This window comes from Bacillus sp. FSL W8-0848 (assembly GCF_038007805.1).
Lineage (GTDB): Bacteria > Bacillota > Bacilli > Bacillales > Bacillaceae > Bacillus > Bacillus glycinifermentans.
Genome location: NZ_JBBOYB010000001.1, coordinates 1,477,341 through 1,502,276 on the forward strand (window position 1 = coordinate 1,477,341; position 24,936 = coordinate 1,502,276).

General features: G+C 47.7%; 26 protein-coding genes. All 26 read left to right on the forward strand.

All coding sequences use genetic code 11. The annotated features are described in order from the left end of the window. The first annotated feature begins 290 nt into the window (after window positions 1-290). The 26 genes from NSQ39_RS07705 to NSQ39_RS07830 all read left to right on the forward strand — a co-directional run bounded on the left by NSQ39_RS07705 (window position 291) and on the right by NSQ39_RS07830 (window position 24,886). A protein-coding gene (locus NSQ39_RS07705; protein WP_231947364.1) for an IS3 family transposase occupies window positions 291-1,846 on the forward strand; the annotation gives its coding sequence in 2 pieces (ribosomal slippage) (window positions 291-948 and window positions 948-1,846; 1,557 coding nt in all). A 139-nt stretch (window positions 1,847-1,985) separates the two neighbouring features. Next, window positions 1,986-2,177, forward strand: coding sequence for a DUF2768 domain-containing protein (locus NSQ39_RS07710; protein ID WP_202049443.1), 192 nt, complete (start codon window positions 1,986-1,988; stop codon window positions 2,175-2,177). 20 nt (window positions 2,178-2,197) lie between these two features. Beyond that, entirely contained in the window at window positions 2,198-2,914 is a 717-nt protein-coding gene (locus NSQ39_RS07715) for a hypothetical protein (RefSeq protein WP_046129868.1), read from the forward strand. 185 nt (window positions 2,915-3,099) lie between these two features. Then, window positions 3,100-4,578, forward strand: coding sequence for a stage IV sporulation protein A (spoIVA, locus tag NSQ39_RS07720; protein ID WP_046129869.1), 1,479 nt, complete (start codon window positions 3,100-3,102; stop codon window positions 4,576-4,578). Between the two features lie 382 nt (window positions 4,579-4,960). Continuing rightward, complete coding sequence (hbs, locus tag NSQ39_RS07725) at window positions 4,961-5,239, forward strand: non-specific DNA-binding protein Hbs (RefSeq protein WP_003183006.1); 279 nt, start codon at window positions 4,961-4,963, stop codon at window positions 5,237-5,239. Between the two features lie 202 nt (window positions 5,240-5,441). Continuing rightward, a complete protein-coding gene (folE, locus tag NSQ39_RS07730) occupies window positions 5,442-6,014 on the forward strand; it encodes a GTP cyclohydrolase I FolE (RefSeq protein WP_046129870.1) in 573 nt (190 codons plus the stop codon). 23 nt (window positions 6,015-6,037) lie between these two features. Further along, entirely contained in the window at window positions 6,038-6,268 is a 231-nt protein-coding gene (gene mtrB, locus NSQ39_RS07735; protein WP_046129871.1) for a trp RNA-binding attenuation protein MtrB, read from the forward strand. Between the two features lie 138 nt (window positions 6,269-6,406). Beyond that, window positions 6,407-7,183, forward strand: a complete 777-nt coding sequence (locus NSQ39_RS07740; protein ID WP_175077190.1) for a heptaprenyl diphosphate synthase component 1 — start codon at window positions 6,407-6,409, stop codon at window positions 7,181-7,183. Window positions 7,184-7,188: 5 nt separating this feature from the next. Further along, window positions 7,189-7,887, forward strand: a complete 699-nt coding sequence (locus NSQ39_RS07745) for a demethylmenaquinone methyltransferase (RefSeq protein ID WP_046129873.1) — start codon at window positions 7,189-7,191, stop codon at window positions 7,885-7,887. A gap of 29 nt (window positions 7,888-7,916) precedes the next feature. Further along, a complete protein-coding gene (gene hepT / locus NSQ39_RS07750; protein WP_046129874.1) occupies window positions 7,917-8,879 on the forward strand; it encodes a heptaprenyl diphosphate synthase component II in 963 nt (320 codons plus the stop codon). A 126-nt stretch (window positions 8,880-9,005) separates the two neighbouring features. Next, complete coding sequence (gene ndk / locus NSQ39_RS07755) at window positions 9,006-9,455, forward strand: nucleoside-diphosphate kinase (RefSeq protein WP_175077222.1); 450 nt, start codon at window positions 9,006-9,008, stop codon at window positions 9,453-9,455. 149 nt (window positions 9,456-9,604) lie between these two features. Then, the gene (locus NSQ39_RS07760) at window positions 9,605-10,372 is read left to right on the forward strand and encodes a CheR family methyltransferase (RefSeq protein WP_175077191.1); all 768 of its coding nucleotides are present in this window, start codon (window positions 9,605-9,607) and stop codon (window positions 10,370-10,372) included. A gap of 71 nt (window positions 10,373-10,443) precedes the next feature. After that, window positions 10,444-11,616, forward strand: a complete 1,173-nt coding sequence (aroC, locus tag NSQ39_RS07765; protein ID WP_175077192.1) for a chorismate synthase — start codon at window positions 10,444-10,446, stop codon at window positions 11,614-11,616. Beyond that, window positions 11,616-12,704, forward strand: a complete 1,089-nt coding sequence (gene aroB / locus NSQ39_RS07770; protein ID WP_046129878.1) for a 3-dehydroquinate synthase — start codon at window positions 11,616-11,618, stop codon at window positions 12,702-12,704. Before aroC ends, aroB begins: the two co-directional genes overlap by 1 nt. Further along, a complete protein-coding gene (gene aroH / locus NSQ39_RS07775; protein ID WP_046129879.1) occupies window positions 12,701-13,084 on the forward strand; it encodes a chorismate mutase in 384 nt (127 codons plus the stop codon). The genes aroB and aroH overlap by 4 nt, the downstream gene beginning before the upstream one ends. A gap of 226 nt (window positions 13,085-13,310) precedes the next feature. Then, entirely contained in the window at window positions 13,311-14,858 is a 1,548-nt protein-coding gene (gene trpE, locus NSQ39_RS07780; RefSeq protein WP_175077193.1) for an anthranilate synthase component I, read from the forward strand. Further along, the gene (gene trpD, locus NSQ39_RS07785) at window positions 14,830-15,858 is read left to right on the forward strand and encodes an anthranilate phosphoribosyltransferase (protein WP_175077194.1); all 1,029 of its coding nucleotides are present in this window, start codon (window positions 14,830-14,832) and stop codon (window positions 15,856-15,858) included. Before trpE ends, trpD begins: the two co-directional genes overlap by 29 nt. Continuing rightward, complete coding sequence (trpC, locus tag NSQ39_RS07790) at window positions 15,839-16,603, forward strand: indole-3-glycerol phosphate synthase TrpC (RefSeq protein WP_175077195.1); 765 nt, start codon at window positions 15,839-15,841, stop codon at window positions 16,601-16,603. Before trpD ends, trpC begins: the two co-directional genes overlap by 20 nt. Then, window positions 16,596-17,252: a phosphoribosylanthranilate isomerase gene (locus NSQ39_RS07795; RefSeq protein ID WP_175077196.1), complete on the forward strand. Its 657-nt coding sequence runs from the start codon at window positions 16,596-16,598 to the stop codon at window positions 17,250-17,252. The genes trpC and NSQ39_RS07795 overlap by 8 nt, the downstream gene beginning before the upstream one ends. Further along, complete coding sequence (trpB, locus tag NSQ39_RS07800) at window positions 17,233-18,453, forward strand: tryptophan synthase subunit beta (protein ID WP_216898554.1); 1,221 nt, start codon at window positions 17,233-17,235, stop codon at window positions 18,451-18,453. The genes NSQ39_RS07795 and trpB overlap by 20 nt, the downstream gene beginning before the upstream one ends. Further along, window positions 18,428-19,225 carry a tryptophan synthase subunit alpha gene (gene trpA, locus NSQ39_RS07805; protein ID WP_216898556.1) on the forward strand — a complete coding sequence of 266 codons (798 nt, stop codon included), beginning with the start codon at window positions 18,428-18,430 and terminating at the stop codon, window positions 19,223-19,225. Before trpB ends, trpA begins: the two co-directional genes overlap by 26 nt. 12 nt (window positions 19,226-19,237) lie before the next feature. Further along, window positions 19,238-20,320, forward strand: coding sequence for a histidinol-phosphate transaminase (gene hisC, locus NSQ39_RS07810; protein ID WP_175077199.1), 1,083 nt, complete (start codon window positions 19,238-19,240; stop codon window positions 20,318-20,320). A gap of 48 nt (window positions 20,321-20,368) precedes the next feature. Then, a complete protein-coding gene (locus NSQ39_RS07815) occupies window positions 20,369-21,484 on the forward strand; it encodes a prephenate dehydrogenase (protein ID WP_046129887.1) in 1,116 nt (371 codons plus the stop codon). A 9-nt stretch (window positions 21,485-21,493) separates the two neighbouring features. Then, window positions 21,494-22,780 (forward strand): 3-phosphoshikimate 1-carboxyvinyltransferase, encoded by a 1,287-nt coding sequence (aroA, locus tag NSQ39_RS07820; protein ID WP_175077200.1) that lies wholly within the window; start codon window positions 21,494-21,496, stop codon window positions 22,778-22,780. A 223-nt stretch (window positions 22,781-23,003) separates the two neighbouring features. Next, the gene (locus tag NSQ39_RS07825; RefSeq protein ID WP_046129889.1) at window positions 23,004-24,278 is read left to right on the forward strand and encodes a tetratricopeptide repeat protein; all 1,275 of its coding nucleotides are present in this window, start codon (window positions 23,004-23,006) and stop codon (window positions 24,276-24,278) included. Window positions 24,279-24,346: 68 nt separating this feature from the next. Continuing rightward, window positions 24,347-24,886 (forward strand): ReoY family proteolytic degradation factor, encoded by a 540-nt coding sequence (locus NSQ39_RS07830; protein WP_046129890.1) that lies wholly within the window; start codon window positions 24,347-24,349, stop codon window positions 24,884-24,886. Window positions 24,887-24,936: the final 50 nt, after the last annotated feature.

The window sequence follows — 24,936 nt, forward strand, 5'->3', positions numbered from 1 at the left end:
TCCTGCAGTTTGTTTTAAAAACTGAAACATTTTGGAGACCTGGGCAAGAGAGGATACATTTGTCCGAAGGCTTGCATAAAATAGAATCGAAGTCTGGAAGAGCTGTATCTTATCATTTGGGTTATATAGTCATCATTATCAAGCCTGAAGCAAAGTCCCCCTCTTTGCTTCAGGCTTTTTTTTTTTGCGGTTTTTGTTGCGCTTCAAAAATTGGAAAAGCTGTTTGATATGCTCCCCTAAAGGTAGACAGATGAAATAAAAAAATCTGTTTGCCTTGGGGGAGTTTTTTCATGGCTGGAAAATGGTTTTCAAAAGAAGAAAAATTGAATATTCTATCAGAATGTGATCAGGGCAATAATTCGGTGAAGGAGATCGCAGAAAAATATGGCATTCATGCCGAAACGATTCGTGAATGGAGAACATCGCATGATATGGCGGGTGTGGAGAGTTTGGAACGTTCAAAGCGCCATAAGTTCTATCCCGCAGAATTAAAATACAATGCCGTGAAAGACTTCTTATCCGGACGCTACTCTCAAAGAGAAATCTCGAGAAAATATAAGATTTCCAGTAAATCCGTACTCATGAAGTGGGTTGAGCTTTATAATGGTCATAAAACGTTAAAAGACAGCGGGAGAGGAAGGAATCGTTTGATGACCAAACGGAAGAACGTTTCATTGGAAGAACGGATTGAGATTGCGAAGGATTGTCTAGCTCATGGAAAGGACTACGCCAGATCAATGGAGATTCATCAAGTCTCCTACCAACAGGTGTATCAATGGGTGAAAAAGTATCAAGAAGGCGGAGAAGAGGCCTTAAAAGACAACCGAGGGAAACGCAAAACCGAAGAAGAACTGACACCTGAAGAAAAAATTCAACGGGAAAACAAACGGCTGGAACAGGAAAATGAGCGTTTGCGCGCAGAGAATGCGTTCTTAAAAAAGTTGGAAGAGATCAAAAGGAGGCGGTTCTAAGTCAGGTTCGGTACGAAGATCGATATCTCGCCATTTTAGAGCTGAATCGAAAAGAAGGCTTTTCTGTCCAAATGTTATGTGAGATTGCCGAAGTTTCGCGCCAGGGGTATTACAAATGGAGGAGCCGAGTACCTTCAGCGAGAGAAAAACAGAATGAAAAGATTATCGCCAAAATGGCGCTACTTCACGAACAAATTGGCGGTATCTACGGATACCGCAGAATGACCTTAAACATGAACCGCCGCTTTAAAGAGCGCCTCAATCATAAGCGCATCTATCGGCTGATGAAAATTGCCAAGCTGGAGTGTGTCATTCGGCGGAAGAAAAAACGTTACGGCAAAGCGACGCCTCAACATGTGTCCGAAAATATCCTGAATCGAGAGTTTAAAGCGGACAAACCAAATCAAAAATGGGTGACTGATGTGACAGAGCTAAAATACGGCCATCGGAAAGCGTACCTCAGTGCCATTTTAGATCTTCATGAGGGAATGGTCGTGTCTTATGTGCTGGGGAAATCCAATAATAACGCCCTTGTGTTTAAAACCTTGAACCAAGCGCTTGAGGCAGCCCCAAACGCACGTCCTCTCCTTCACAGCGACAGAGGTTTTCAATACACGTCCCACCAGTTTAGAAGGATGATTGAAAACGCAAATATGACACAGAGTATGTCCCGCGTCGGCCGCTGTATTGATAACGGCCCCATTGAGTCGTTTTGGGGGAAATTAAAATGCGAGAAATACAGACGGAATTCGTACGAGACATTTGAGGCACTTCAAAGCGCAATTGATGAATATATCCACTTTTACAACCACGATCGTCTACAAGAAAAACTAAACGGCCTCAGCCCAGTGGAATACAGGGCTAAAGCCGTCTAGTGTGTTTTAGTTATTTCCACTGTCTACTTGACAGGGTGCAGATCAGTTGAACTTCTGGTTTTTCTTATATAAAATGAAATATAACGCTTACATCGCAAGAGAATGATAGAGAAGGAGGGCTATTCGCGTGAGTGTCGGCATGTTAAAAATGTGGTTTGCCCTGGGATCGATGGGCCTGATGTTCTTAGCGGTGATCGCCATTTACATCAGCAGGTATAAATTTAAAAACCGTTTTTTGAAAATCGCCGCTTCGTTCCTGGCGTATACCTGCATGCTCATATCCGGCGTCATCGTCTTTATCGTTGTCTTCAGCGGCCCTGTCAATGACTAATGCTTAAAAGGAAGATCCATATGAAAAAAATAAACGCATTGCTCGCATTTATATTCACAGCAATATTGTTAAGCGGGTGTTTATACCCTGAAGAAAGAAAGGCGCAAAACAGCGTCCCCTATGAACAGCAGCTGAGCGAGGTGCAGGCGGCGGTAGATGAGTTCAGAAAGGCGACAGGAGGGCTTCTCCCGATTAAAACGAGAGATATGTCAGTTCCAATCTATCAAAAATACCCTATCGATTTTAACAGGCTGTCTCCGCGCTATTTGGCTGAACCGCCGGGCACTTCCTACGAAAACGGAGGGGAATATTTGTATGTTCTCGTAGACGTGGAACACAACCCGACTGTGAAGCTCATAGACGTCAAAATGTCCGAAGCAATCCGCGACCTGAAGCTCCGGGTCGACATGTACAAAGAACAGCACCGGTATCCTCCCTATCAAAAAGTCGTAGCCGAACATTTATTTATGCTTGATTATAAAAAACTGGGGCTGAAGGACGCGCCTTCGGTCACCAGTCCATTAACGGGCACCTCCCTTCCTCTTCTCGTCGATCAAAATGGCGACATCCAAGTGGATTACCGAGTGGATTTAGCCAAACTGATCGAAAAATCAGGGAAGACCGTCAAGCCGGGCGAGGAGATCCAGGACCTGATCTGGAAAGAAAGCCCCTTTGTACCTGCGTTTTCAGTGAAATATACAGTAAATGACAAGAATGAGCCGGTTTTTTTGCAGTAGAATGAATTAGTCATGAACCTTTCTCCATTGCATACAATAAGGAGAAAGGTTTTTTCATGCCTGCCGAAAAAATTTCCCTGAGCTGTCATATTGAAATAGGACAACGTCATACAATGTAGTGTCCTGTTTTTGAATGATGAAGAAGTGAAAAATTGAAAAGGATTGGAAGTCCGGGAGGGGATCACTTGGAAAAGGTCGATATTTTCAAGGATATCGCTGAACGAACAGGAGGCGATATATACTTAGGTGTCGTAGGAGCTGTCCGCACAGGAAAATCTACGTTTATTAAAAAATTTATGGAGCTAGTGGTGCTCCCGAATATCAACAATGAAGCAGACCGGGCGCGCGCGCAAGATGAGCTCCCCCAAAGCGCCGCTGGCAAAACCATCATGACAACAGAACCGAAGTTTGTTCCCAATCAGGCGATGTCAGTTCATGTCAGTGACGGACTCGATGTGAATATAAGACTTGTTGACTGTGTCGGCTACACGGTCCCTGGCGCAAAAGGATATGAAGACGAGAACGGACCGAGGATGATCAACACGCCTTGGTACGAGGAGCCGATTCCGTTCCACGAAGCGGCCGAAATCGGCACGAGAAAAGTAATTCAGGAGCATTCGACAATCGGTGTGGTCATTACGACCGACGGCACCATCGGAGAGATTCCGAGGCAGGATTACATCGAAGCTGAAGAAAGGGTGATCGATGAGCTAAAAGAAGTCGGAAAACCGTTTATCATGGTTATCAATTCGGTCCGCCCGTATCATCCGGAAACCGAAGCGCTCAGACGCGAACTGACGGAAAAGTATGACATCCCCGTCCTTGCGATGAGCGTGGAAAGCATGAGAGAAGCGGATGTTTTAAGCGTTCTGAGAGAAGCCCTTTACGAATTCCCGGTTCTCGAAGTCAATGTCAATCTGCCGAGCTGGGTTATGGTGCTGAAGGAAAATCACTGGCTGCGCGAAAACTATCAGGATTCCGTGAAAGAAACCGTCAAAGATATTAAAAGATTAAGAGACGTCGACCGCGTCGTCGGCCACTTCAGCGAATTCGATTTTATCGAGCGGGCGAGCCTCGCCGGCATTGAGATGGGGCAGGGGATCGCAGAGATCGATTTATACGCTCCGGACTATTTGTACGATGAAATTTTAAGGGAAGTCGTCGGCGTCGAAATCAGGGGGAAAGACCATCTTTTGCAGCTGATGCAGGATTTCGCCCATGCGAAGACGGAATATGACCAGGTGTCCGATGCTTTGAAAATGGTGAAGCAAACCGGCTATGGAATCGCTGCACCGGCATTGACCGACATGAGCCTTGACGAGCCGGAAATCATCAGGCAGGGATCGAGATTCGGAGTAAGGCTCAAAGCGGTAGCGCCTTCGATTCATATGATTAAAGTCGATGTCGAAAGCGAATTCGCGCCGATCATCGGAACGGAGAAGCAAAGCGAAGAGCTCGTCAGGTATTTAATGCAGGACTTTGAAGACGATCCGCTGTCGATCTGGAATTCTGACATTTTCGGAAGAAGCTTGAGCTCCATCGTCAGAGAAGGCATTCAGGCGAAGCTGTCCCTCATGCCGGAAAACGCAAGATACAAGCTGAAGGAGACGCTCGAACGAATCATCAATGAAGGCTCGGGCGGCTTGATTGCGATCATCTTATAAACAGGAAGGCCTCTTATCATACGGGAGGTCTTTTTTTGGCTTGAAAAAGGACGGATAGGCGGCTGGAAATTTAGTCAAGAAAATGATGAAAAAAGGAAAAATAGGAATATTTGTTCGTATGATTGTGCTTAAACCTTGACGAATAAGGGATCATAGCTTTAAAATGCTTGATATGGCTTATCATATGTGTTAATCTACATACAGAAAATCTTCACTTTATTGGACAATCGTTCCTCTGAACGTAAGATTTTCGCCGAAAGCCGTAAATCGCCTTTTCTATATTTATTTGAAATTTCTGTTCAAACAGGTATAGAAACAGGTTGAACTGTGAAGAAATGATGATAATCTATTGATTGATACCTTTTGGGAGGAGGTGAAAGGCATGAACAAGACAGAACTAATCAATGCGGTTGCAGAAGCAAGCGAACTATCTAAAAAAGATGCTACTAAAGCAGTTGATTCTGTTTTTGATACAATTTTAGATGCACTTAAAAACGGTGAAAAAATTCAATTGATCGGTTTTGGTAACTTTGAGGTGCGTGAGCGCTCAGCTCGTAAAGGTCGCAACCCTCAAACTGGTGAAGAAATCGAAATCCCTGCAAGCAAAGTACCTGCTTTCAAACCAGGTAAAGCGCTTAAAGACGCTGTAGCAGGAAAATAATGTATGTATAGGTCGTGTTTTGCGCGTTATACATACCGTATTATTTCTTCACAGGAAAGCCCCTTTTAGAAGGGGCTTTTCATATTTAAAAGCATATTTCAGGCGGTACTCATTTCGGCGGTTAAAGCCTTTCATTTTGCTTTTCTAAGCTGATGTGTGCTAGAATCTGAATTAAATGTATGCGTTTCTGGAGGATATAAACATGAGCGAAATCAACAAAGAAAAGATCGAACAAGCTGTTCGTCAAATATTGGAAGCTATCGGAGAAGATCCAAACCGCGAAGGTCTTCTTGACACCCCGAAACGGGTCGCAAAAATGTACGCGGAAGTGTTCGCAGGCCTGAACGAAGACCCGAAAGAGCATTTCAAAACGGTGTTTGGCGAAGACCATGAAGAGCTTGTTCTCGTCAAAGACATTCCTTTTTATTCAATGTGTGAGCATCACCTCGTCCCTTTTTACGGAAAAGCGCATGTCGCATATATTCCGAAGGGCGGAAAGGTGACGGGCCTCAGCAAGCTGGCGAGAGCCGTCGAAGCGGTTGCCAAGCGTCCGCAGCTGCAGGAACGGATTACGTCGACGATTGCGGACAGCATTGTCGAATCGCTGTCACCGCACGGCGTGATGGTGGTCGTAGAAGCGGAGCATATGTGCATGACGATGCGCGGTGTTAAAAAGCCGGGGTCTAAAACGGTCACTTCAGCTGTAAGAGGAACGTTCAGGGAAGACGTAGCCGCCCGCTCCGAAGTGCTGGAGCTTATTAAGCATCATGATTAAAAATGAAAAGGTGTGCGATGAACATGATCAATAATCAAACGAATGATTTTGTCGTGATAAAAGCCGTCGAGGACGGCGTAAACGTGATCGGTCTGACAAGAGGCACGGATACGAGGTTTCATCATTCCGAAAAACTTGACAAGGGTGAAGTGATGATCTGCCAGTTTACAGAGCATACCTCAGCCATAAAAGTCCGCGGGGAAGCCGTCATTCAATCGGCTTACGGCGAAATGAAGAGCGAATCCAGAAAATAGTTCGGCCGTTATCCGCTCCCGATAGGCATATGCCGTTCATTTTCATCATATTATGATATAATTAAATTTTCTCCGCTTAAAAAAGTTACATAAGCAATCAAGAGAAAAACTGCGAATTTTGGGACAAGGGTGATATCTTTGCAAGACATCTACGGACGTTTATCTCATTTGAAAATCGAGCTGAATAAAAAGCTTTCACATCCTTACTTAGCCAAGCATTTAACCGCTCCAAAGGTTGATGAGGATAAGCTGCTTCTTTTTTATGCTCTGTTTGATGAAACAGATGTAAAAGAGGTTGACAAGGAAAATTACATTTTAACGGCGATGCTTGTTCAAACAGCCCTTGATACCCATGATGAAGTCACGACCGCAGCTTCGATAAAGCAGGACGACTATAAAAACCGTCAGCTGACGGTTTTGGCCGGGGATTATTTCAGCGGGATGTACTATTCCCTCCTTTCGGGTATGAAGGACATTTATATGATCCGGACGCTGGCAGCGGCCATCAAAGAAATCAACGAACACAAAATCAGGCTGTATGATCATTCCGCAAAAGATTTAGCCAGCCTGGAAAAAAGCGTCAGCATTGTGGAAGCTGCACTTTTTCATCATCTTGCCGACCACTTTTATTTGCCTCACTGGAAGACCGCAGCCAATGATTTTCTTGTATATAAGCGGCTTGCCGCCGAAGAAAAAGGGACGGATTCGCGTTTGCTGGAGACGATTTTAAAAGAGGAATTTCCGGAAGATCAGGCTTCATGCGAACAATTGACTGTCGCAGCTTATGAAAAGGCAAAGCTTCAAATCAGCCGGTGCCCCATCAAACGGCCCGACGTTCAAAAATGGCTCTTGGAGCGGCTTGAAGCCATTAAATCCGGAAAACCGGCCTATCATCAGAAAGTGGAAGAAGGGTAACATTCATGGAGCAGTCAAAAGAACAGCGCGTGCACAGCGTTTTTGAAAAAATCTACAAAAACTATGACCGGATGAATTCCGTGATCAGCTTTAGGCAGCATAAAAAATGGCGCGACAAAACGATGCAGATCATGAATGTCCATGAAGGGGCAAAGGCGCTGGATGTGTGCTGCGGAACCGGGGACTGGACGATCGCCCTCGCGGAGGCCGCCGGAAAGTCGGGCGAGGTCAAAGGCCTTGACTTCAGCAAAAATATGCTGACGATTGCAGAGCAAAAGACAGAGAGCTACAGCCAGATCGAATTGATCCACGGCAATGCAATGGAGCTGCCTTTTGCAGACAATACGTTCGACTATGTCACCATCGGATTCGGGCTCCGCAATGTCCCTGACTATTTAACCGTATTAAAAGAGATGACGCGCGTGGTGAAACCCGGAGGCCAGGTTGTGTGCCTTGAAACATCCCAGCCGGAAATGATCGGTTTCAAGCAGCTTTACTATTTATATTTCCGGTTTATCATGCCTGCATTCGGAAAGCTCTTTGCCAAAAGTTTCAAAGAGTATTCCTGGCTGCAGGAATCCGCCAGGGAATTTCCGGGCATGAAAGAGCTTGCCGCTTTATTTGAAAAGGCTGGGTTAGAAAATGTTCAATATCATCCGTTCACAGGCGGTGTAGCAGCTACACATGTCGGTTGGAAGCGATGATGACTACAGGAATACTCGGGTGAATCGATATGAAATTGACAACGTTATATTCTTTTTTGAATGAGGATATTGATTTAATAGAAAAAGAGCTGGAAAAGACCGTACACTCCGACTACCCTTTGCTGAGTGAAGCGAGCCTGCATTTGCTGCAGGCCGGGGGGAAACGGATCAGGCCGGTTTTTGTCCTGCTGAGCGGCATGTTCGGGGAATACGACATCAACAAAATTAAAAATGTCGCAGTTTCATTGGAATTAATGCACATGGCATCGCTCGTCCATGATGATGTCATCGACGATGCCGAACTCAGAAGGGGAAAGCCGACGATTAAGGCAAAATGGGACAATCGAATTGCGATGTATACAGGCGATTATTTATTTGCCCGTTCGCTTGAATCGATGACCAGAATAAACGAGCCGAAAGCCCACGAAATTTTGTCGAAGGCGCTTGTTGAAGTTTGTCTTGGAGAAATCGAACAAATTAAAGATAAATATAATATGGAGCAAAACCTGAGAACGTATTTAAGACGGATTAAGCGGAAAACCGCGCTTTTGATCGCGGCGAGCTGCCAGCTCGGAGCCATCGCCGCCGGAGCGGGTGAACACATTCACAAAACGCTTTACTGGTTTGGCTATTACGTCGGAATGTCGTACCAGATCATCGACGACATCCTCGATTTTACGTCAAGCGAAAAAGAGCTCGGCAAGCCGGTCGGAGGGGATCTGCTGCAGGGGAACGTGACGCTTCCCGTGCTGTATGCGCTGAAATCCCCCGAACTGAAAGCGCGCCTCATGCTGGTCAACAGCGAAACGACGCCTGAACAAATCAAGCCGCTGATCAAGGAGCTGAAAAAAACCGATGCCATTGAACAATCGTTCAAAGTCAGCGAAATGTATTTGAACAAAGCGTTCCGCCTGCTCGAAACGCTTCCGAAAAACCGCGCAAGGACGGCGCTCGGCCAAATTGCGAAATATATCGGAAAGCGAAAATTCTAAACGCCGATCTGAAAAATAAGTAAAAAGTATGAATATTCTCCGCCCTTTATTGATTAATTTTTTGAAAAATGTTATATTTCCGTTGTAGTATTGAAAGCCTATACATAACAGTGGGGTGGAGAATCGATTATGGAAAAAACCTTTGTGATGGTTAAACCCGATGGCGTTCAGCGCCAACTGATCGGCGACATTTTGTCTAGATTTGAACGAAAGGGCTTACAATTGATCGGAGCCAAACTGATGAAAGTCTCAGAAGAGACGGCCGGCGAGCATTATAAAGAGCATAAAGAAAAACGGTTTTTTGGCGAACTTGTCGATTTTATTACGTCAGGCCCTGTCTTTGCAATGGTATGGAAAGGGGAAGACGCAATTGCGATCAGCAGGCAGCTGATCGGCAAAACGAACCCCAAAGAAGCGCTGCCTGGCACAATCCGCGGGGACTACGGCATGAGCGTCGGCAAAAACATCATTCACGGTTCAGATTCTCCTGAAAGTGCAGTGCGTGAAATCGGCTTATTTTTTAAAGAGAATGAACTTATTGAAGAAGAAAAGTTAATCAATCAATGGATCTATTAAAAAATCAGCTGAAAGGCTGATTTTTTTAAATGAAAAACGCCCTTTTCCCCTATGAGGCAGCGGGCGTTTTTTCGTTTAAACGATACAAATTGCCACGAAAACAAGCTATAATGTTACACATATCAGCATGAATCGATTAGGAGAGAAAAATGGACAACTACAACTTCTTCGTTGACAAATGGAAAAAAATAACTGGTGTGGATTTAGCTTTGTACAAAGAGGCACAAATGAAAAGAAGGCTGACGTCTCTTTACGAAAAAAAGGGCTTTGGCGATTTTCGCGAGTTTGCGAACGAACTGGAAAAAAATGATGCGCTTCTTCAAGAAACGCTAGACAGAATGACGATCAATGTTTCTGAATTTTACAGAAACTATCAAAGGTGGGACGTACTCGAGAAAACGATTCTCCCTCTGCTCAAGCCGGCCAAAACGCTGAAGGTCTGGAGCGCGGCCTGTTCAACCGGGGAAGAGCCCTATACGCTGTCAATGATCTTAAGCCGCCAAAAACATCTGGCAAACTATGAAATTATCGCGACAGATATCGATGATAAAGTGTTGGCAAAAGCAAAGGAAGGCATTTATCAGGAAAGGTCGCTTCAGGAAGTGCCAAAAGCGATGAAAGATCAATATTTTATTCAAAACGGCACCCGCTATACCGTAAAAGACGAAATACGGAAAAACATCCGCTTTCAAAAACACAATCTACTCGCCGATTCGTATGAAAAAGATTTTGATATCATCGTATGCCGGAACGTGCTGATCTATTTTACAGAGGAGGCGAAGGAGACAATCTACCGCAAATTCAGCGAAAGCTTAAAGAAGAAAGGAGTTTTGTTCGTTGGAAGCACAGAGCAGATCTTTAATCCCGAGAAATACGGCTTTCAATCGACAGATACGTTCTTCTATCAAAAAAGTTAGCTGACTTTTTACGAAAAGGTATGTTATAGTTTTACTTAAAAGCGTTAATGTGATGAAGGGAGAACGAAAGCATGAGGTATTTAACAGCCGGAGAATCTCACGGCCCGCAGCTTACGACGATTATTGAAGGGGTGCCCGCAGGGCTTTATATCACAAAAGAAGATATTAATAATGAACTCGGAAGGCGGCAAAAAGGGCACGGCCGCGGACGCAGAATGCAAATCGAAAAAGACCAGGCCCGCATTACTAGCGGAGTAAGGCACGGCCGTACGCTTGGATCTCCGATCGCCCTTGTTGTGGAAAACAAGGACTGGACCCACTGGACGAAAATCATGGGCTCAGAGCCGATTTCAGAGGAAGAAGAAAGCGAAATGAAGCGTCAGATTTCAAGGCCGAGACCGGGTCACGCCGATTTGAACGGCGCGATTAAATACGGCCACAGGGACATGCGCAATGTGCTTGAGCGTTCTTCTGCCAGGGAAACGACCGTCCGGGTGGCGGCCGGAGCCGTCGCGAAAAAGATTTTGTCGCAGCTTGGCATTCAAGTGGCCGGTCACGTTCTGGAAATTGGCGGAATAAAGGCTGAAAAGACCAATTACAAATCAATCGAAGACTTGAAAAAAGTGACGGAGGAGTCTCCTGTCAGATGCTATGACGATGAGGCAGGCACAAAAATGATGGCCGCGATCGATGAAGCGAAAGCTAACGGAGATTCCATCGGCGGAATCGTCGAAGTCATCGTCGAAGGGGTTCCGGTCGGAGTCGGCAGCTATGTTCATTACGACCGCAAGCTTGACAGCAAGCTGGCAGCTGCCGTTTTGAGCATCAATGCTTTTAAAGGCGTCGAATTCGGCATCGGCTTTGAAGCTGCCAGAAAGAACGGAAGCGAAGTCCATGACGAAATCATTTGGGATGAAGAAAAAGGGTATACGCGCGCAACGAACCGCCTCGGCGGTCTTGAAGGCGGAATGACGACGGGGATGCCGATTGTCGTCAGAGGCGTCATGAAGCCGATTCCGACGTTATACAAGCCGCTGAAAAGCGTCGATATTGAAACGAAAGAGCCGTTCAGCGCCAGCATCGAACGTTCTGACTCATGCGCCGTTCCGGCTGCGAGCGTCGTGGCGGAAGCAGTCGTCGCCTGGGAAATCGCCAATGCAATCGTCGAGCAATTTGGAGTCGACCAAATGGACTGCATCGCTGAGAACGTTGAAAAGATGAGAAAGCTTGCGAGGGAGTTTTAATGAAAACATTGCAAATCGAAACCGCTTCTCTGTCTTACCCGGTTTTTATCGGAGGAGGCATCAGGAAACACGCGGATGAGCTTCTGTCATCCTTAAACCTTCCGATGACAAAGCTTTTTCTGATTACCGACGAAGAAGTTGATAAACGGTATGGAGAAGAGCTGTTCCGCCTTCTCCAAAGCAAATGGCCCGTCAAAAAGGTTGCCGTTCCGAGCGGAGAGCAAGCCAAGTCGATTGACATGTTCATGAAGCTGCAGACCGAAGCGATCGAGTTTCATCTTGACCGTTCTTCCTGCATTCTCGCCCTTGGCGGAGGCGTCGTCGGCGATCTTGCGGGTTTTGTGGCATCGACTTTTATGCGGGGCATCGACTATGTTCAGTTTCCGACGACTCTGCTTTCCCACGACAGCGCAGTCGGCGGAAAGGTCGCGATCAACCACCCGCTCGGCAAAAATTTAATCGGCTCTTTTCATCAGCCTAAAGCGGTCATTTACGATACGGAATGCCTTCGGACCCTGCCTGAAAAGGAAATGAGGTCAGGGCTCGCAGAAGTCATTAAACACGCCTTTATCCATGATGAAGCGTTTTTAAACGATCTTCTCGACATCAACTCGATAGAAGAGATCACAAATGAACAGCTGAATGACATGGTGTATAAAGGCATTTCGATTAAAGCGGCAATCGTCTCAAACGACGAACGGGAGCAGGGGATCAGAGCGTTTTTAAACTTTGGGCACACGCTGGGCCATGCCGTTGAAGCCGAGTACGGCTATGGAGAGATCACCCATGGCGACGCTGTTGCGCTTGGGATGCAGTTTGCCTTGTTTGTCAGCGAAAACGTTCTGAATTGCCCTATTGACCGCAAGCGGATGGCGAGATGGCTGAAAAATCTGGGCTATCCCGGGCAGTTGAAACATGACATTTCAACAGAAGCGCTCATCAGCCGGATGATGAACGATAAAAAAACGCGCGGCGGAATCATCCAGTTCGTCCTGCTTGACCGGATAGGCAGCGTACGCCTGCACTCCTTTCAAGCAGAAGAGATCGAACGATGGCTGAATATGTGGAGATTGGAGGGAGACGAATGATGATTCGCGGTATTCGGGGAGCAACTACAGTGGAACAGGACACAGATAAGGATATTACAGCGAAGACGACACAGCTGATCGGGAAAATGATTACAGAAAACGATATCAAACCCGAGCAGGTGGTCCAAATCCTCATATCCGCCACTTCAGATATTCATGCCGCTTTTCCTGCAAAAGTCGTCAGAACGTTTGACGGCTGGCAGCATGTGCCGGTTATGTGCATGCAGGAAATGGACGTTGAACACGGCCTTAAGAAATGCATCAGGATCATGATGACCGTGCAGACCGAAAAGCGGCAAGATGAAGTCCGCCACATATATTTGGAAAATGCCGTCTCGTTGAGGCCTGATTTATCATTGACAAAAAAGACTGAATTGTAATACAATTGTAGAAACCTTAGAAATACACAGGAGTGTGTATATGGGTTTTACTATGAGAGCTTAGTTTGAGATTAGGGTAGTTGAGAATGAGTGTAGATGAGCCGAGACCATACGTTTTTAAATCCTACCCAAAAGACGTTTGTTCTTTTGGGTTTGTTTATTTTCCGCAACATATTTTTGCCTCTCTGTGCCTACCTCATTCTCCTCTTGAAAAGGAGTGAGAACTTTGAGTATTCAAAACGATTTTTCCGCTTTCATGAAAGATGCTGTGCGTTTTAAAACCATTCCTATTATCGAAAGTTTTTCCGTCGATACGCTGACGCCCATTCAAATGGTTGAAAAGCTGAAAGACGACATTGTCTATTTGCTCGAAAGCGAGGACGAATCATCCTCATGGTCCAGATATTCCTTCATCGGACTCGATCCGTTTTTGACCATCAAAGAGGAAAACGGCAGGTTCCACGCTGCGGATAGCGAAATGAAGAAGCTTTATACGGCGCCAGAGCTGAAGGAAGTGCTTGTATGGATGTCGGATACATGCGCAATTAAGGCGCCGAAGCTTGATATTCCGTTTTCAGGGGGAGCCGTTGGATATTTAAGCTATGATGTAATGCCGCTTATTGAGCCGGCCATCGCCGGACATCAACGGGTAACGGACATGGCCAAATGCCAGCTGTTCGTCTGCCGGACGATGATCGCCTACGACCACGAACTCAAAAAACTCCACTTTATTCATTACGTCACGCTGAACGGCGGAGAATCGGAGAACGAAAAAGCGGAAGCCTATCATGCCGCCAAAGAAGATTTGAAAGAGCTAATACGCAGGCTGAAGGACCGTAAAGCGGCGAAGGAGCTTTTTCTCCCGCAGGAACGGCACGGCGCACCAAGCTTTGACCATGTCCGGTCAACGTACGAGAAGCAGCAATTCATGCGCGATGTTGAACGCCTGAAAGAATACATTAAAGCGGGTGATATCTTTCAGGGAGTTCTTTCCCAAAGGTTTGATATACCTGTGAAAGTCGGTTCCTTTGAATTATACAGGGTGCTGAGGCTGATCAATCCATCGCCTTACATGTACTATATTAAGCTGCCTGACCGCGAGCTTGTCGGAAGCTCGCCGGAACGTCTGATCCATGTGCAGAACGGACACCTTGAAATTCATCCGATTGCCGGGACGAGAAAAAGGGGAATTGACAAGGCTGAAGATGAACGACTCGAAAAAGAGCTTCTGGCTGACGAAAAGGAAAAGGCGGAGCACTATATGCTTGTCGATTTGGCGAGAAACGACATCGGCAGGGTGGCCGAATACGGGTCCGTAAACGTGCCGGAGTTTACAAAGATCGTGTCGTTTTCACACGTGATGCATATTATTTCAGTCGTGACCGGCACTTTAAAAGCAGGCGTTCACCCGGTCGATGCTTTGATGAGCGCCTTTCCGGCCGGCACTTTGACGGGGGCTCCCAAAATCAGGGCGATGCAGCTTTTGAATGAGATTGAGCCTGAACCGCGGGAAACGTACGGGGGCTGCATCGCTTACATCGGGTTTGACGGGAATATCGATTCCTGCATTACGATCCGGACGATGAGCGTCAAGGACGGCGTTGCATCGATTCAAGCCGGCGCCGGAATCGTGGCCGACTCCGCGCCTGAAATGGAATGGGAAGAGACGTGCAATAAAGCGGGGGCGCTGCTGAAAACGATCCAAATCGCTGAAGACGTGTTTTGTGAAAAGGAGGAGGACGGTCATGAACGCACTGCTGAAATCATGCGTTAACGGGGAGACGCTGAGCGAAGCCGAGGCGAACGAAATCATGCATTTGATGATGACCGGCTCCATGAGCGCTGCTGAAATCGGCGGGTTTCTCTCCGTTCTTGCTTACCGGGGAGAAACGGTTGATGAGGTGACCGGCTTTGTCAGAGCGATGCGGGAGAAGGCTTTGGCAATAGACGGCCCGGAAGATGTCGTCGATACGTGCGGTACGGGGGGAGACGGCGTTTCCACGTTCAATATTTCGACGGCGGCCGCCATCATCGCTTCATCGGCCGGTGCCAAAATCGCCAAGCATGGCAACCGCTCGGTGTCCTCCAAAAGCGGAAGTGCAGACGTTCTCGAATATCTCGGGATATCGATCCAGACGACGCCTGAGGAAACAAAACGGAGCATTGAACGTCGGAATATGGGCTTTTTATACGCGCCGGCCTATCATTCTTCAATGAAGCATGTTGCGGGCGTTAGAAAAGACCTCGCGTTTCGAACCGTATTTAATCTGCTCGGTCCGCTCAGCAATCCGATGAAAGCCAAACGCCAGGTGATCGGCGTATACTCCATCGAAAAGGCGAGGCTGATGGCTGGAGCATTGGAAGCCTTTGAACCGGAGCATGTTTTATTTGTGTCAAGCCGCGACGGACTCGACGAGCTGTCGATCACATCACCGACAGACGTCATCGAACTGAAAGGCGGAAAACGGTTTGAATATACTGTTGAGCCGGCTGACGCCGGACTGCCGCTTGGCAGGCTCAGCGACATTCAGGTGGGTACCCCTGAGGAAAGCGGCCGCCTCATCTTAGACATTTTGCAAAACAACAGTTCTGAATCCGCGCTTCACATCGCCGCTTTGAATGCAGGCGCCGCATTGTATGTCGCGGGTCAGGCCGGCGGGCTGAAAGAAGGCGTTTCAGCCGCGCTGGAGACGATTAAAAGCGGCAAAGCGCTCAAACAGCTGAAACGATTAAAACAGAAAGAGGAAGAGATGTATGCTGAATCGAATCATTGAAAAAAAGCGGGAATACGTGTCGAAGATGGTGCTGCCGGAAGATGTAAAGCTCGTGAAGCGCTCATTTAAGAAGGCCCTTCTGTCGCCGAATCGCTTTGTGGCTTTGATTGCCGAGGTGAAAAAAGCCTCCCCGTCAAAAGGGGTGATAAAAGCCGATTTTCAGCCTGAAGAAATCGCAAAAGCGTACGAACGGGCAAACGCAGATTGTTTGTCCGTCCTGACAGATGAACCGTTTTTTCAAGGCAAAAATGAATATTTGTCATCGATCAAACGCGAAGTATCGATTCCCGTGCTGCGGAAGGATTTCATCATCGACTCCTTACAGGTCGAAGAATCGAACCGCATCGGAGCGGATGCGATCCTTTTGATCGGCGAGGCGCTCGAGCCGCAAAAGCTTTACGAACTGTATACAGAAGCCGCCGAAAAAGGCATGGATGCACTCGTTGAGGTTCATGAAGAAAAAACGCTGGAAGGGATCTTGAACATTTTTACGCCGGAGATTATCGGTGTGAACAATAGAAATCTGAAAACCTTTGAAACTTCCGTCAGCCAGACGGAGCGGATTGCACGAATGATTCCTGACGGCACCGTTCTTGTCAGCGAGAGCGGGATCGGCAAAAAAGAAGACTTGTGTTTTGTGAAAAAGTGCGGAGCACGGGCCGTCCTCGTCGGGGAATCGTTAATGAGGGAAGCGTCGCAGCAAAAAGCCATTCATGCGCTGTTTGGAGAAACGGGTGATGAATAAACCAAGCTTGAAATATTGCGGGATTCATTCTTTCGAAGATTTGAAGGCGACGGCCGGCTCAAAAGCGGACTACCTCGGATTTATTTTCGCCGAAAGCAGGCGGGCGGTTGACCCTTCTGATGTGAAAAGCTGGTGCAGGCAGATCGGACCTTTGGCGAAAAAGCTTGTCGGCGTTTTTGTCAACGAAGATACCGGCCGCATCATTGAGATTGCCGGAGACGTACCTTTAGACGTAATCCAGCTTCACGGCGACGAAACGATAGAAGACATCATACGGCTGAAAACGATGACGGACTGTGAGGTTTGGAAGGCGTTTCACCACGGAAGCGGAACCGTTGAAAAACTGAAAGCATTCATCCCGTATGCAGACGGGTTTGTGATCGACTCTTCTGTAAAAGGGATGAGGGGAGGAACAGGCATTTCGTTTTCATGGGAAAGCGTGCCGATGTACATTGAAGCTGCGGCCAAAGATGGAAAGCGGTTGTTTATCGCGGGAGGCGTCAATCCGGACAGCATAGGAGCGCTTTTGGATCAGAAGCCTCCGGGAATCGATCTGGCAAGCGGAATCGAAGAAAAAGGTCAAAAAAGCGAGAAGCTGATCAACCTTCTAGAAGAAAGGATGTTCAATCATGTATTCATATCCGAATGAACAAGGCAGATTTGGCGACTTTGGAGGGAAATTCGTCCCGGAGACATTGATGCAGCCGTTGGAGGAAATCGAAAAAGCGTTTCTGGGTCTAAAGAATGACCCTGCATTTCAAGAGGAATATAAAAAACTGTTAGTTGAATATTCAGGACGACCGACCGCCCTCACGTTAGCCGATCAGCTGACAAAGCAGTTGGGCGGAGCAAAAATTTATTTAAAGCGTGAAGATTTAAACCATACAGGCGCACATAAAATCAACAACGCTCTCGGTCAGGCGCTGCTTGCTGCGAAAATGGGCAAAACAAAGCTCATCGCCGAAACAGGCGCAGGCCAGCACGGTGTCGCTGCGGCGACCGTCGCTGCAAAGTTCGGCATGTCATGCATTGTTTTTATGGGTGAGGAAGATGTTGCAAGGCAGTCGTTGAACGTTTTTCGGATGAAGCTTTTAGGGGCTGAAGTCGTGCCGGTCTCCAGCGGAAACGGAACATTGAAAGACGCGACAAACGAGGCGATCCGATACTGGGTTCAGTACTGCCGGGATCATTTCTACATGATCGGGTCGGTTGTCGGACCGCATCCATACCCTTATATCGTCCGGGAGTTTCAGCGAATCATCGGCGATGAGGCGAAAGCGCAGTTTTACGAAGCCGAACAAAAGCTTCCGGACAAGGTCATTGCCTGTGTCGGAGGGGGCAGCAATGCGATCGGGATGTTCAGTTCATTCATCGAAGAACCCGTTGAGCTGATCGGCGTTGAGGCTGCGGGAAAAGGCACCGAAACCCCGCTTCACGCGGCAACCATCACAAAAGGAACGAAAGGCGTCATCCACGGTTCTTTGACGTATTTGCTGCAAGATGAGTACGGGCAGATCATCGAGCCGTATTCCATTTCCGCCGGTCTCGATTATCCCGGAGTCGGGCCTGAACACGCCCATCTCCACCAGATCGGCCGCGTCCGGTACGAATCGGTGACAGACGGTGAAGCCGTAGCGGCTTTAAAACGTCTTGCGGAGACAGAAGGGATTTTACCTGCGATTGAATCGGCCCATGCGTTGGCGAAAGCGTTTGACATTGCAAAACACATGAAACAAGAGGAAAGCATTCTGGTATGCCTTTCAGGCAGGGGAGACAAAGATGTCCATACCTTGATGAAGGTGATGGAAGAAGAGGTGAATGAAGATGTTCAATCTGAAAAAGTCCGATAAGCTGTTTGTCCCATTTATTACAGCGGGCGACCCGCTGCCGGAGGTAACGGTCGAACTGGCAAAATCCCTTCAGGCGGCGGGCGCCTCGGCTCTTGAACTCGGCGTACCGTACTCTGATCCGCTGGCTGACGGCCCCGTGATTCAGAGGGCCTCAAAACGGGCGCTAGACAATAACATGAACATCGTTGAAGCGATCAGGCTTGGCGGAAAAATGAAAAAAAACGGCGTGGATATCCCGATAATTCTCTTTACGTATTACAATCCTGTGTTACAATTAGATACAGATCACTTTTTCGCTTTACTGCGACAAAATGAAATTGACGGACTTCTCGTTCCGGATCTTCCTTTTGAAGAAAGCGTGTATTTGCAGCAGCAATGCAAAAAGCAGGGAATCACGTATATTTCTCTTGTTGCACCGACAAGCGAAAGCCGGATCCAAAAAATTACACAGCAGGCGGAAGGGTTTGTGTATTGCGTATCTTCGCTCGGCGTTACGGGTGTTCGCGATGGATTCGATGATTCTGTTTCTTCATTTGTCCGGTCTGTAAAAGGGATGAGTTCCGTTCCTGTTGCTGTCGGCTTCGGGATTTCCGGCTCCGAACAAGTGGAGCTGATGAATGAACTGGCGGACGGCGTTGTCGTAGGAAGCGCTCTTGTCAGAAAGATCGAGGAGCTGAAAGACGATCTCATAAGTCCGGAGACAAGAGAGCAAGCCTTGCAAACATTTGAAGAATACGCTAAAACATTCAGCGTATCGTACATGGTTAAATGAGGTGACAGAATTTTGCAAATCAAAGAACAGTTAAAACAGTTAAAACCTTATCAGCCAGGCAAGCCGATTGAAGAGGTCAAAAAGGAATACAATCTCGATCAAGTCGTAAAGCTTGCTTCAAACGAAAATCCGTTCGGCTGTTCAGAAGCGGCCAAAGATGCTCTCCAGACTGAGGTTCAGCAAATGGCCCTTTATCCCGACGGCTACAGTGCGGCCTTGCGGACAAAGCTTGCAGGGCACCTTGGCGTAAGCGAGACAAACATCATCTTAGGAAACGGCACGGATGAAGTCATTCAAATCCTTTCCCGTTCTTTGTTGGACGCCGGCACAAACACGGTGATGGCGAACCCGACGTTTTCCCAATACAAGCACAATGCCGTTATCGAAGGTGCCCAAGTGCGGGAGGTGGACCTGCTTGAAGACGGCTGCCATGATCTCGATGCCATGCTTGAGGCGATCGATGACAAGACGAAAATCGTCTGGGTTTGCAGTCCGAATAACCCGACAGGAACATACGAACCGGAGCAGAAACTGATCGGTTTTCTTGAGAAGGTTCCTGAGCACGCCCTCGTCGTTGTCGATGAAGCTTACTATGAATATGTAACCGCGGAAGACTATCCTGAAACGATCCCGCTTTTGACGCGCTTCCCGAACCTGATGATCCTCAGAACGTTTTCAAAAGCGTACGGCCTGGCCGCCTTAAGGGTCGGCTACGGTATCGCTTCAGAAGAGCTGGTACGCTCCATCGAGCCGGCGAGACAGCCGTTTAACACGAACCGGCTCGGCCAGGCTGCCGCACTTGCCGCGCTTGGCGATCAGGCGTTTATCGAAGAATGCGTCAGAAAAAACAGAGAAGGGCTTAAGCAGTACTACGATTTCTGTAATGAGCACGGGCTCGATTATTATCCTTCCCAGACCAACTTTGTGCTGATCGATCTGAAACGGGATGCAGACGAACTGTTTCAGGCATTGCTCGAAAAGGGCTATATCACGAGATCGGGAAATGCGCTCGGTTTTCCGGGGCATTTAAGAGTCTCCGTCGGCACAAAAGAGCAGAACGAAGGGTTTTTGAAAACATTGGCCGGTATATTGTAAGGGGTGATGCTGCATCACCTCTTTAGTCTATTGAACCAGGTGATAAAGATGACTCAACCGAATGAAACGATATTATTGGCCGGATTAGGCTTGATCGGCGGTTCCATTGCGCTCGCCATCAAAAAAGAGCATCCCGGAAAACGAATCATCGGGTTTGATGTGTCCAGAGAGCAGGTGAATGCTGCACAGAAGCTCGGCGTGATTGACGAGCCTGCTGCTTCGTTTTCGGAAGGCATTCAAAAAGCGTCGACGGTCTTTTTGGCGGCTCCTGTAGAGCAGACGCTTCATATGCTTGACGAGCTGGCCGCATCCGGCATGAAGAAAAAACTGTTAATAACCGACGTGGGCAGCACAAAACAAAAGGTTGTCGCCCACGCGGAAAACGTGCTGCCGAAAGAGTATGAATTTATCGGCGGACATCCGATGGCAGGCTCTCACAAATCAGGCGTGGCAGCCGCCAAAGAGCTATTATTCGAAAATGCATTCTATATTTTGACCCCGGCCCGTTCCGCTAAAAAAGAATCGGTCTGCTCTTTGAAAGAACTTCTGAAAGGGACGAATGCAAAGTTTGTGGAAATGTCTCCCGAGGAGCATGATGCCGTCACAAGCGTGATCAGCCATTTTCCCCACATCGTGGCAGCCAGCCTCGTGCACCAGACGGTTAAATTTGAGGACCAGTATCCGCTCGTCAAGCGATTTGCCGCTGGAGGATTCCGCGATATAACGAGGATTGCTTCAAGCAGTCCGGCGATGTGGCGGGATATTCTTTTGCACAATAAAGATAAAATTTTAGAACGGTTTGACGAATGGAAACTTGAGCTGGACAGGATCCGGACTTTTGTTGAAAATGAAGATGCAGACGGGCTGTTTGAATTTTTTCGGCAGGCAAAGGAATACCGCGATGGCCTTCCTTTACGGCAGAAAGGCGCGATTCCTTCTTTTTACGATCTTTATGTCGATGTCCCTGACCATCCGGGGGTCATCTCTGAAATTACGGCGATTCTCGCCGACGAGCAAATCAGCATCACGAACATCCGGATTATCGAAACGCGGGAAGAGATAAACGGTGTTCTCAGAATCAGTTTTCAATCTGACCAAGATCGCAAACGCGCTGAAAAATGCATTCAAACCCGCGCGAAATATGAGACATTTTACGCTGATTGAGGTGGAAGCATGAAAAGAGGAAAAGTCAGTTCATTAAAAGGAGAGCTCCATATTCCGGGCGACAAATCGATCTCCCACAGATCGGTCATGTTCGGCGCCATTGCGGAAGGAAAAACGGTTATCCAAAACTTTCTGCCGGGGGCAGACTGCTTAAGCACGATCGACTGCTTCAAAAAAATGGGCGTTGAAATCGAACGGAACAACAGCGATGTTACGGTATACGGCAAAGGCTTAGATCGGCTGTCTGAGCCGGGCGAACTCCTCGATGTCGGAAATTCCGGAACGACGATCAGGCTGATGCTCGGCATTTTGGCGGGACGGCCGTTCCACAGCACAGTAGCGGGGGACGACAGCATTGCCAAACGGCCGATGAAGCGCGTAACCGATCCGCTTCGGCAAATGGGGGCGAAAATTGACGGCCGTGCCGGTGGAGAGTATACGCCGCTATCTGTCCGCGGCGGAAACCTTGCCGCGATCGATTTCCAATCGCCTGTTGCCAGCGCGCAAATCAAGTCGGCCGTTCTCCTTGCCGGTCTTCAGGCCGACGGGACAACGACCGTGACAGAGCCCCATAAATCGAGGGACCATACGGAACGGATGCTCTCAATGTTTGGCGTGAAGCTTGAGGAAAGCGATACATCCGTTTCGATTGCCGGGGGACAGACGTTAAAAGGAACGGATGTATTTGTCCCCGGGGATATTTCTTCAGCCGCATTTTTCCTTGCAGCCGGCTCCCTTGTGCCGGACAGCGAAATCGTTCTGAAAAATGTCGGTTTAAATCCGACCAGGACGGGAATCATCGATGTTCTTGAAAAAATGGGCGCAGATCTTGAAATCGAAGCAAAGGACACCGGAAGCGGAGAGCCGTACGGCGACTTGAAAATCAAGGCCGCATCCTTGAAGGCGACCGAAATTTCGGGGGATCTGATTCCGCGCCTCATCGATGAAATTCCGATCATCGCCCTTCTCGCGACACAGGCTGAAGGCACGACGGTGATAAAAGATGCCGCAGAGCTCAAAGTGAAGGAAACGAACCGCATCGATACCGTGGCATCGGAACTAAATAAACTCGGTGCGCGTATCGAGCCGACGGAAGACGGGATGAAGATTTACGGAAAAACGCCTTTGACCGGAGGTGCGCAAGTATCCAGCCACGGCGACCACCGCATCGGGATGATGCTCGGGATTGCCGCGTGCATCTGCGAAAATCCGATCGATATTGCCCGTCCGGAAGCCGTAAGCGTCTCATATCCGACGTTTTTTGAACATATTGAAAAGCTGGCCAAAAAAGCTTGAAGCCTTCTGTGCTTCAGGCTTTTTCGCCTTTCAAAAAAGGCCGCGAACATAAAACGAAGGCTTGCTGCATAGCTTGTCTTAAAGAATATTTCCGGGAACGGGATAAAGAAGAGCAACATATTTGCCGAAGCTGCCCGGGTGAATTATGATAATAACTAACTCAAGCAGTTTTGCCGGAGCAAAACGCCGGTGATGATTTGACGAAAGAAAGGGACGTTTAGATTTGAATACTTCGATCCAAGAAGCCATAAAATTAGTTGAAGCAGGCCAAACGGAAAGCGGATTGAAAAAACTTGCCGAAATCACGCCTGCCCTTCACGACGAAGACAAAGCGACTATTGCCCAGCTGTATTACGAATGGGGAATCGTCGACAAGGCCATTGCCATCGTCAGCGATTTGCACGAACTGTACCCGGAAGAATCTGAGCTGACCTGTTTTTATGCCGAGCTCCTCATCGAAACCGATCAGGAAGAGGAAGCGCTCCGTGTACTGGAGACGATTCCTGAAACAGATCAGGCATACGCGGAAAGCCTGCTTTTGATGGCTGACCTGTATCAGATGCAGGGGCTGTTTGAAGTCAGCGAACAGAAGCTGTTGAAAGCGAAATCCATCCTGCCTGATGAGCCGGTGATCGATTTTGCTTTGGGAGAGCTGTATTTCGCTCAGGGAGCCTACAAAAAAGCGGTTGCGCAATACAAAAAAGCAGCCGGTGAAAAGGCGGTTATCGGAGGAGTCGGCGTTTACCAGAGGCTCGCTGAGTCATTAAGCTCGTCAGGAGAATTTGAAGAAGCGCTGGAATGGTATGAAAAAGCCGTCCGGGAGAATCCGGAACCGAATACATTGTTTGGTTACGGTTTTACCGCTTTAAAAGCGGGGTACCCTAAAACTGCGATCAAACAATTGACAGAGCTTAAAGAGCTGGATCCGGCCTATTCCTCGCTCTACAAGCCTTTGGCCAACAGCTATGAAGAAGAAGGGCTTTATGAAGAGGCGTTTGAAACAGCGAAAGAAGGAATCCGCGTAGATGAGTTCAACAAAGAGCTGTATCTTTCTGCAGCAAAAGCAGCGTTAAAAACGAAAAGGCCGGCTGATGCGAAAGACCTGCTTCAGGAAGCGCTCGCCCTTGACCCTGGATATATCGAAGCCGTTCACACCCTTCTTGCCCTTTATCTTGAAGAAGAAGACTTTGAGAGTATCATTGATCTCGTAGAAGACGTTCGCAAATATGGTGAAGATGACCCAAAATTCACCTGGTTTCTTGCATCGGCGTACGCTGGAATCGAAGAATACGAAAAGGCGGGCCGGGAATTCGAAGCCGCATTTTCGAATTATCGGGAAGATGGAGATTTTCTGTATGAGTACGCGGTATTTTTGCTTGAAGAAGGAAAGCGGAAGGAAGCATTGCCGCTTTTGAAAAAAATCGTTGCACTCGATCCCGCAAATGAGGAAGTCCATGAGATGATTTTCAGAATCGAAGATGAAAATTCCTTTGAATAAGCAGGATATGATCGGTTTGTGTGGAATTAATAAAGTAGTACACAAGATGCGATAGAGGAGGGAATAACATGCAGACCCCTGTTTCTGTCAATGAAAAAAAAGATTTTATCCGCTGGTTTTTAAACCACTATCAGCTCAAACGAAGAGAGTGTGTATGGATTCTGAATTATTTAATGAGCCATGACTCGTTAATGGAGAAAGTACATTTTGTCGAGCAGGCCGAATTTTGCCCGAGAGGCATTATCATGTCCACCCACTGCGTCGAAGAAGTGCCTTTTCGTTTTTATAAAGAAAACGTCATGACGACAGATGCAGAGAAATCGTTTCACGATATCCGGCTGAATAAGCAGCAGGATCTGTTCATCCAGCTGAATTTCCGCTCAGCCTATAATTCGCCGGAATACGCGGCCGTACTGGAGGCCAACCCTCATATTCCGAAAGACCTATACGAAAATGAAAAAGATAAAATAGTCGCCGAGCAGATTTTGGAGCACTCCATTTCGACTTTTCAGAGACAAAAACTGCTGCGGGAAATAGACGAAGCGCTTGACCGCCAAGATAAAGAGAGCTTCGAAAAATTAGCAAAACAACTGAGCCAGCTGCAATAGCCCCGCCGCTAACAAGCCTTGCCAACGCAAGGCTTGTTTAGCGAGGGAAG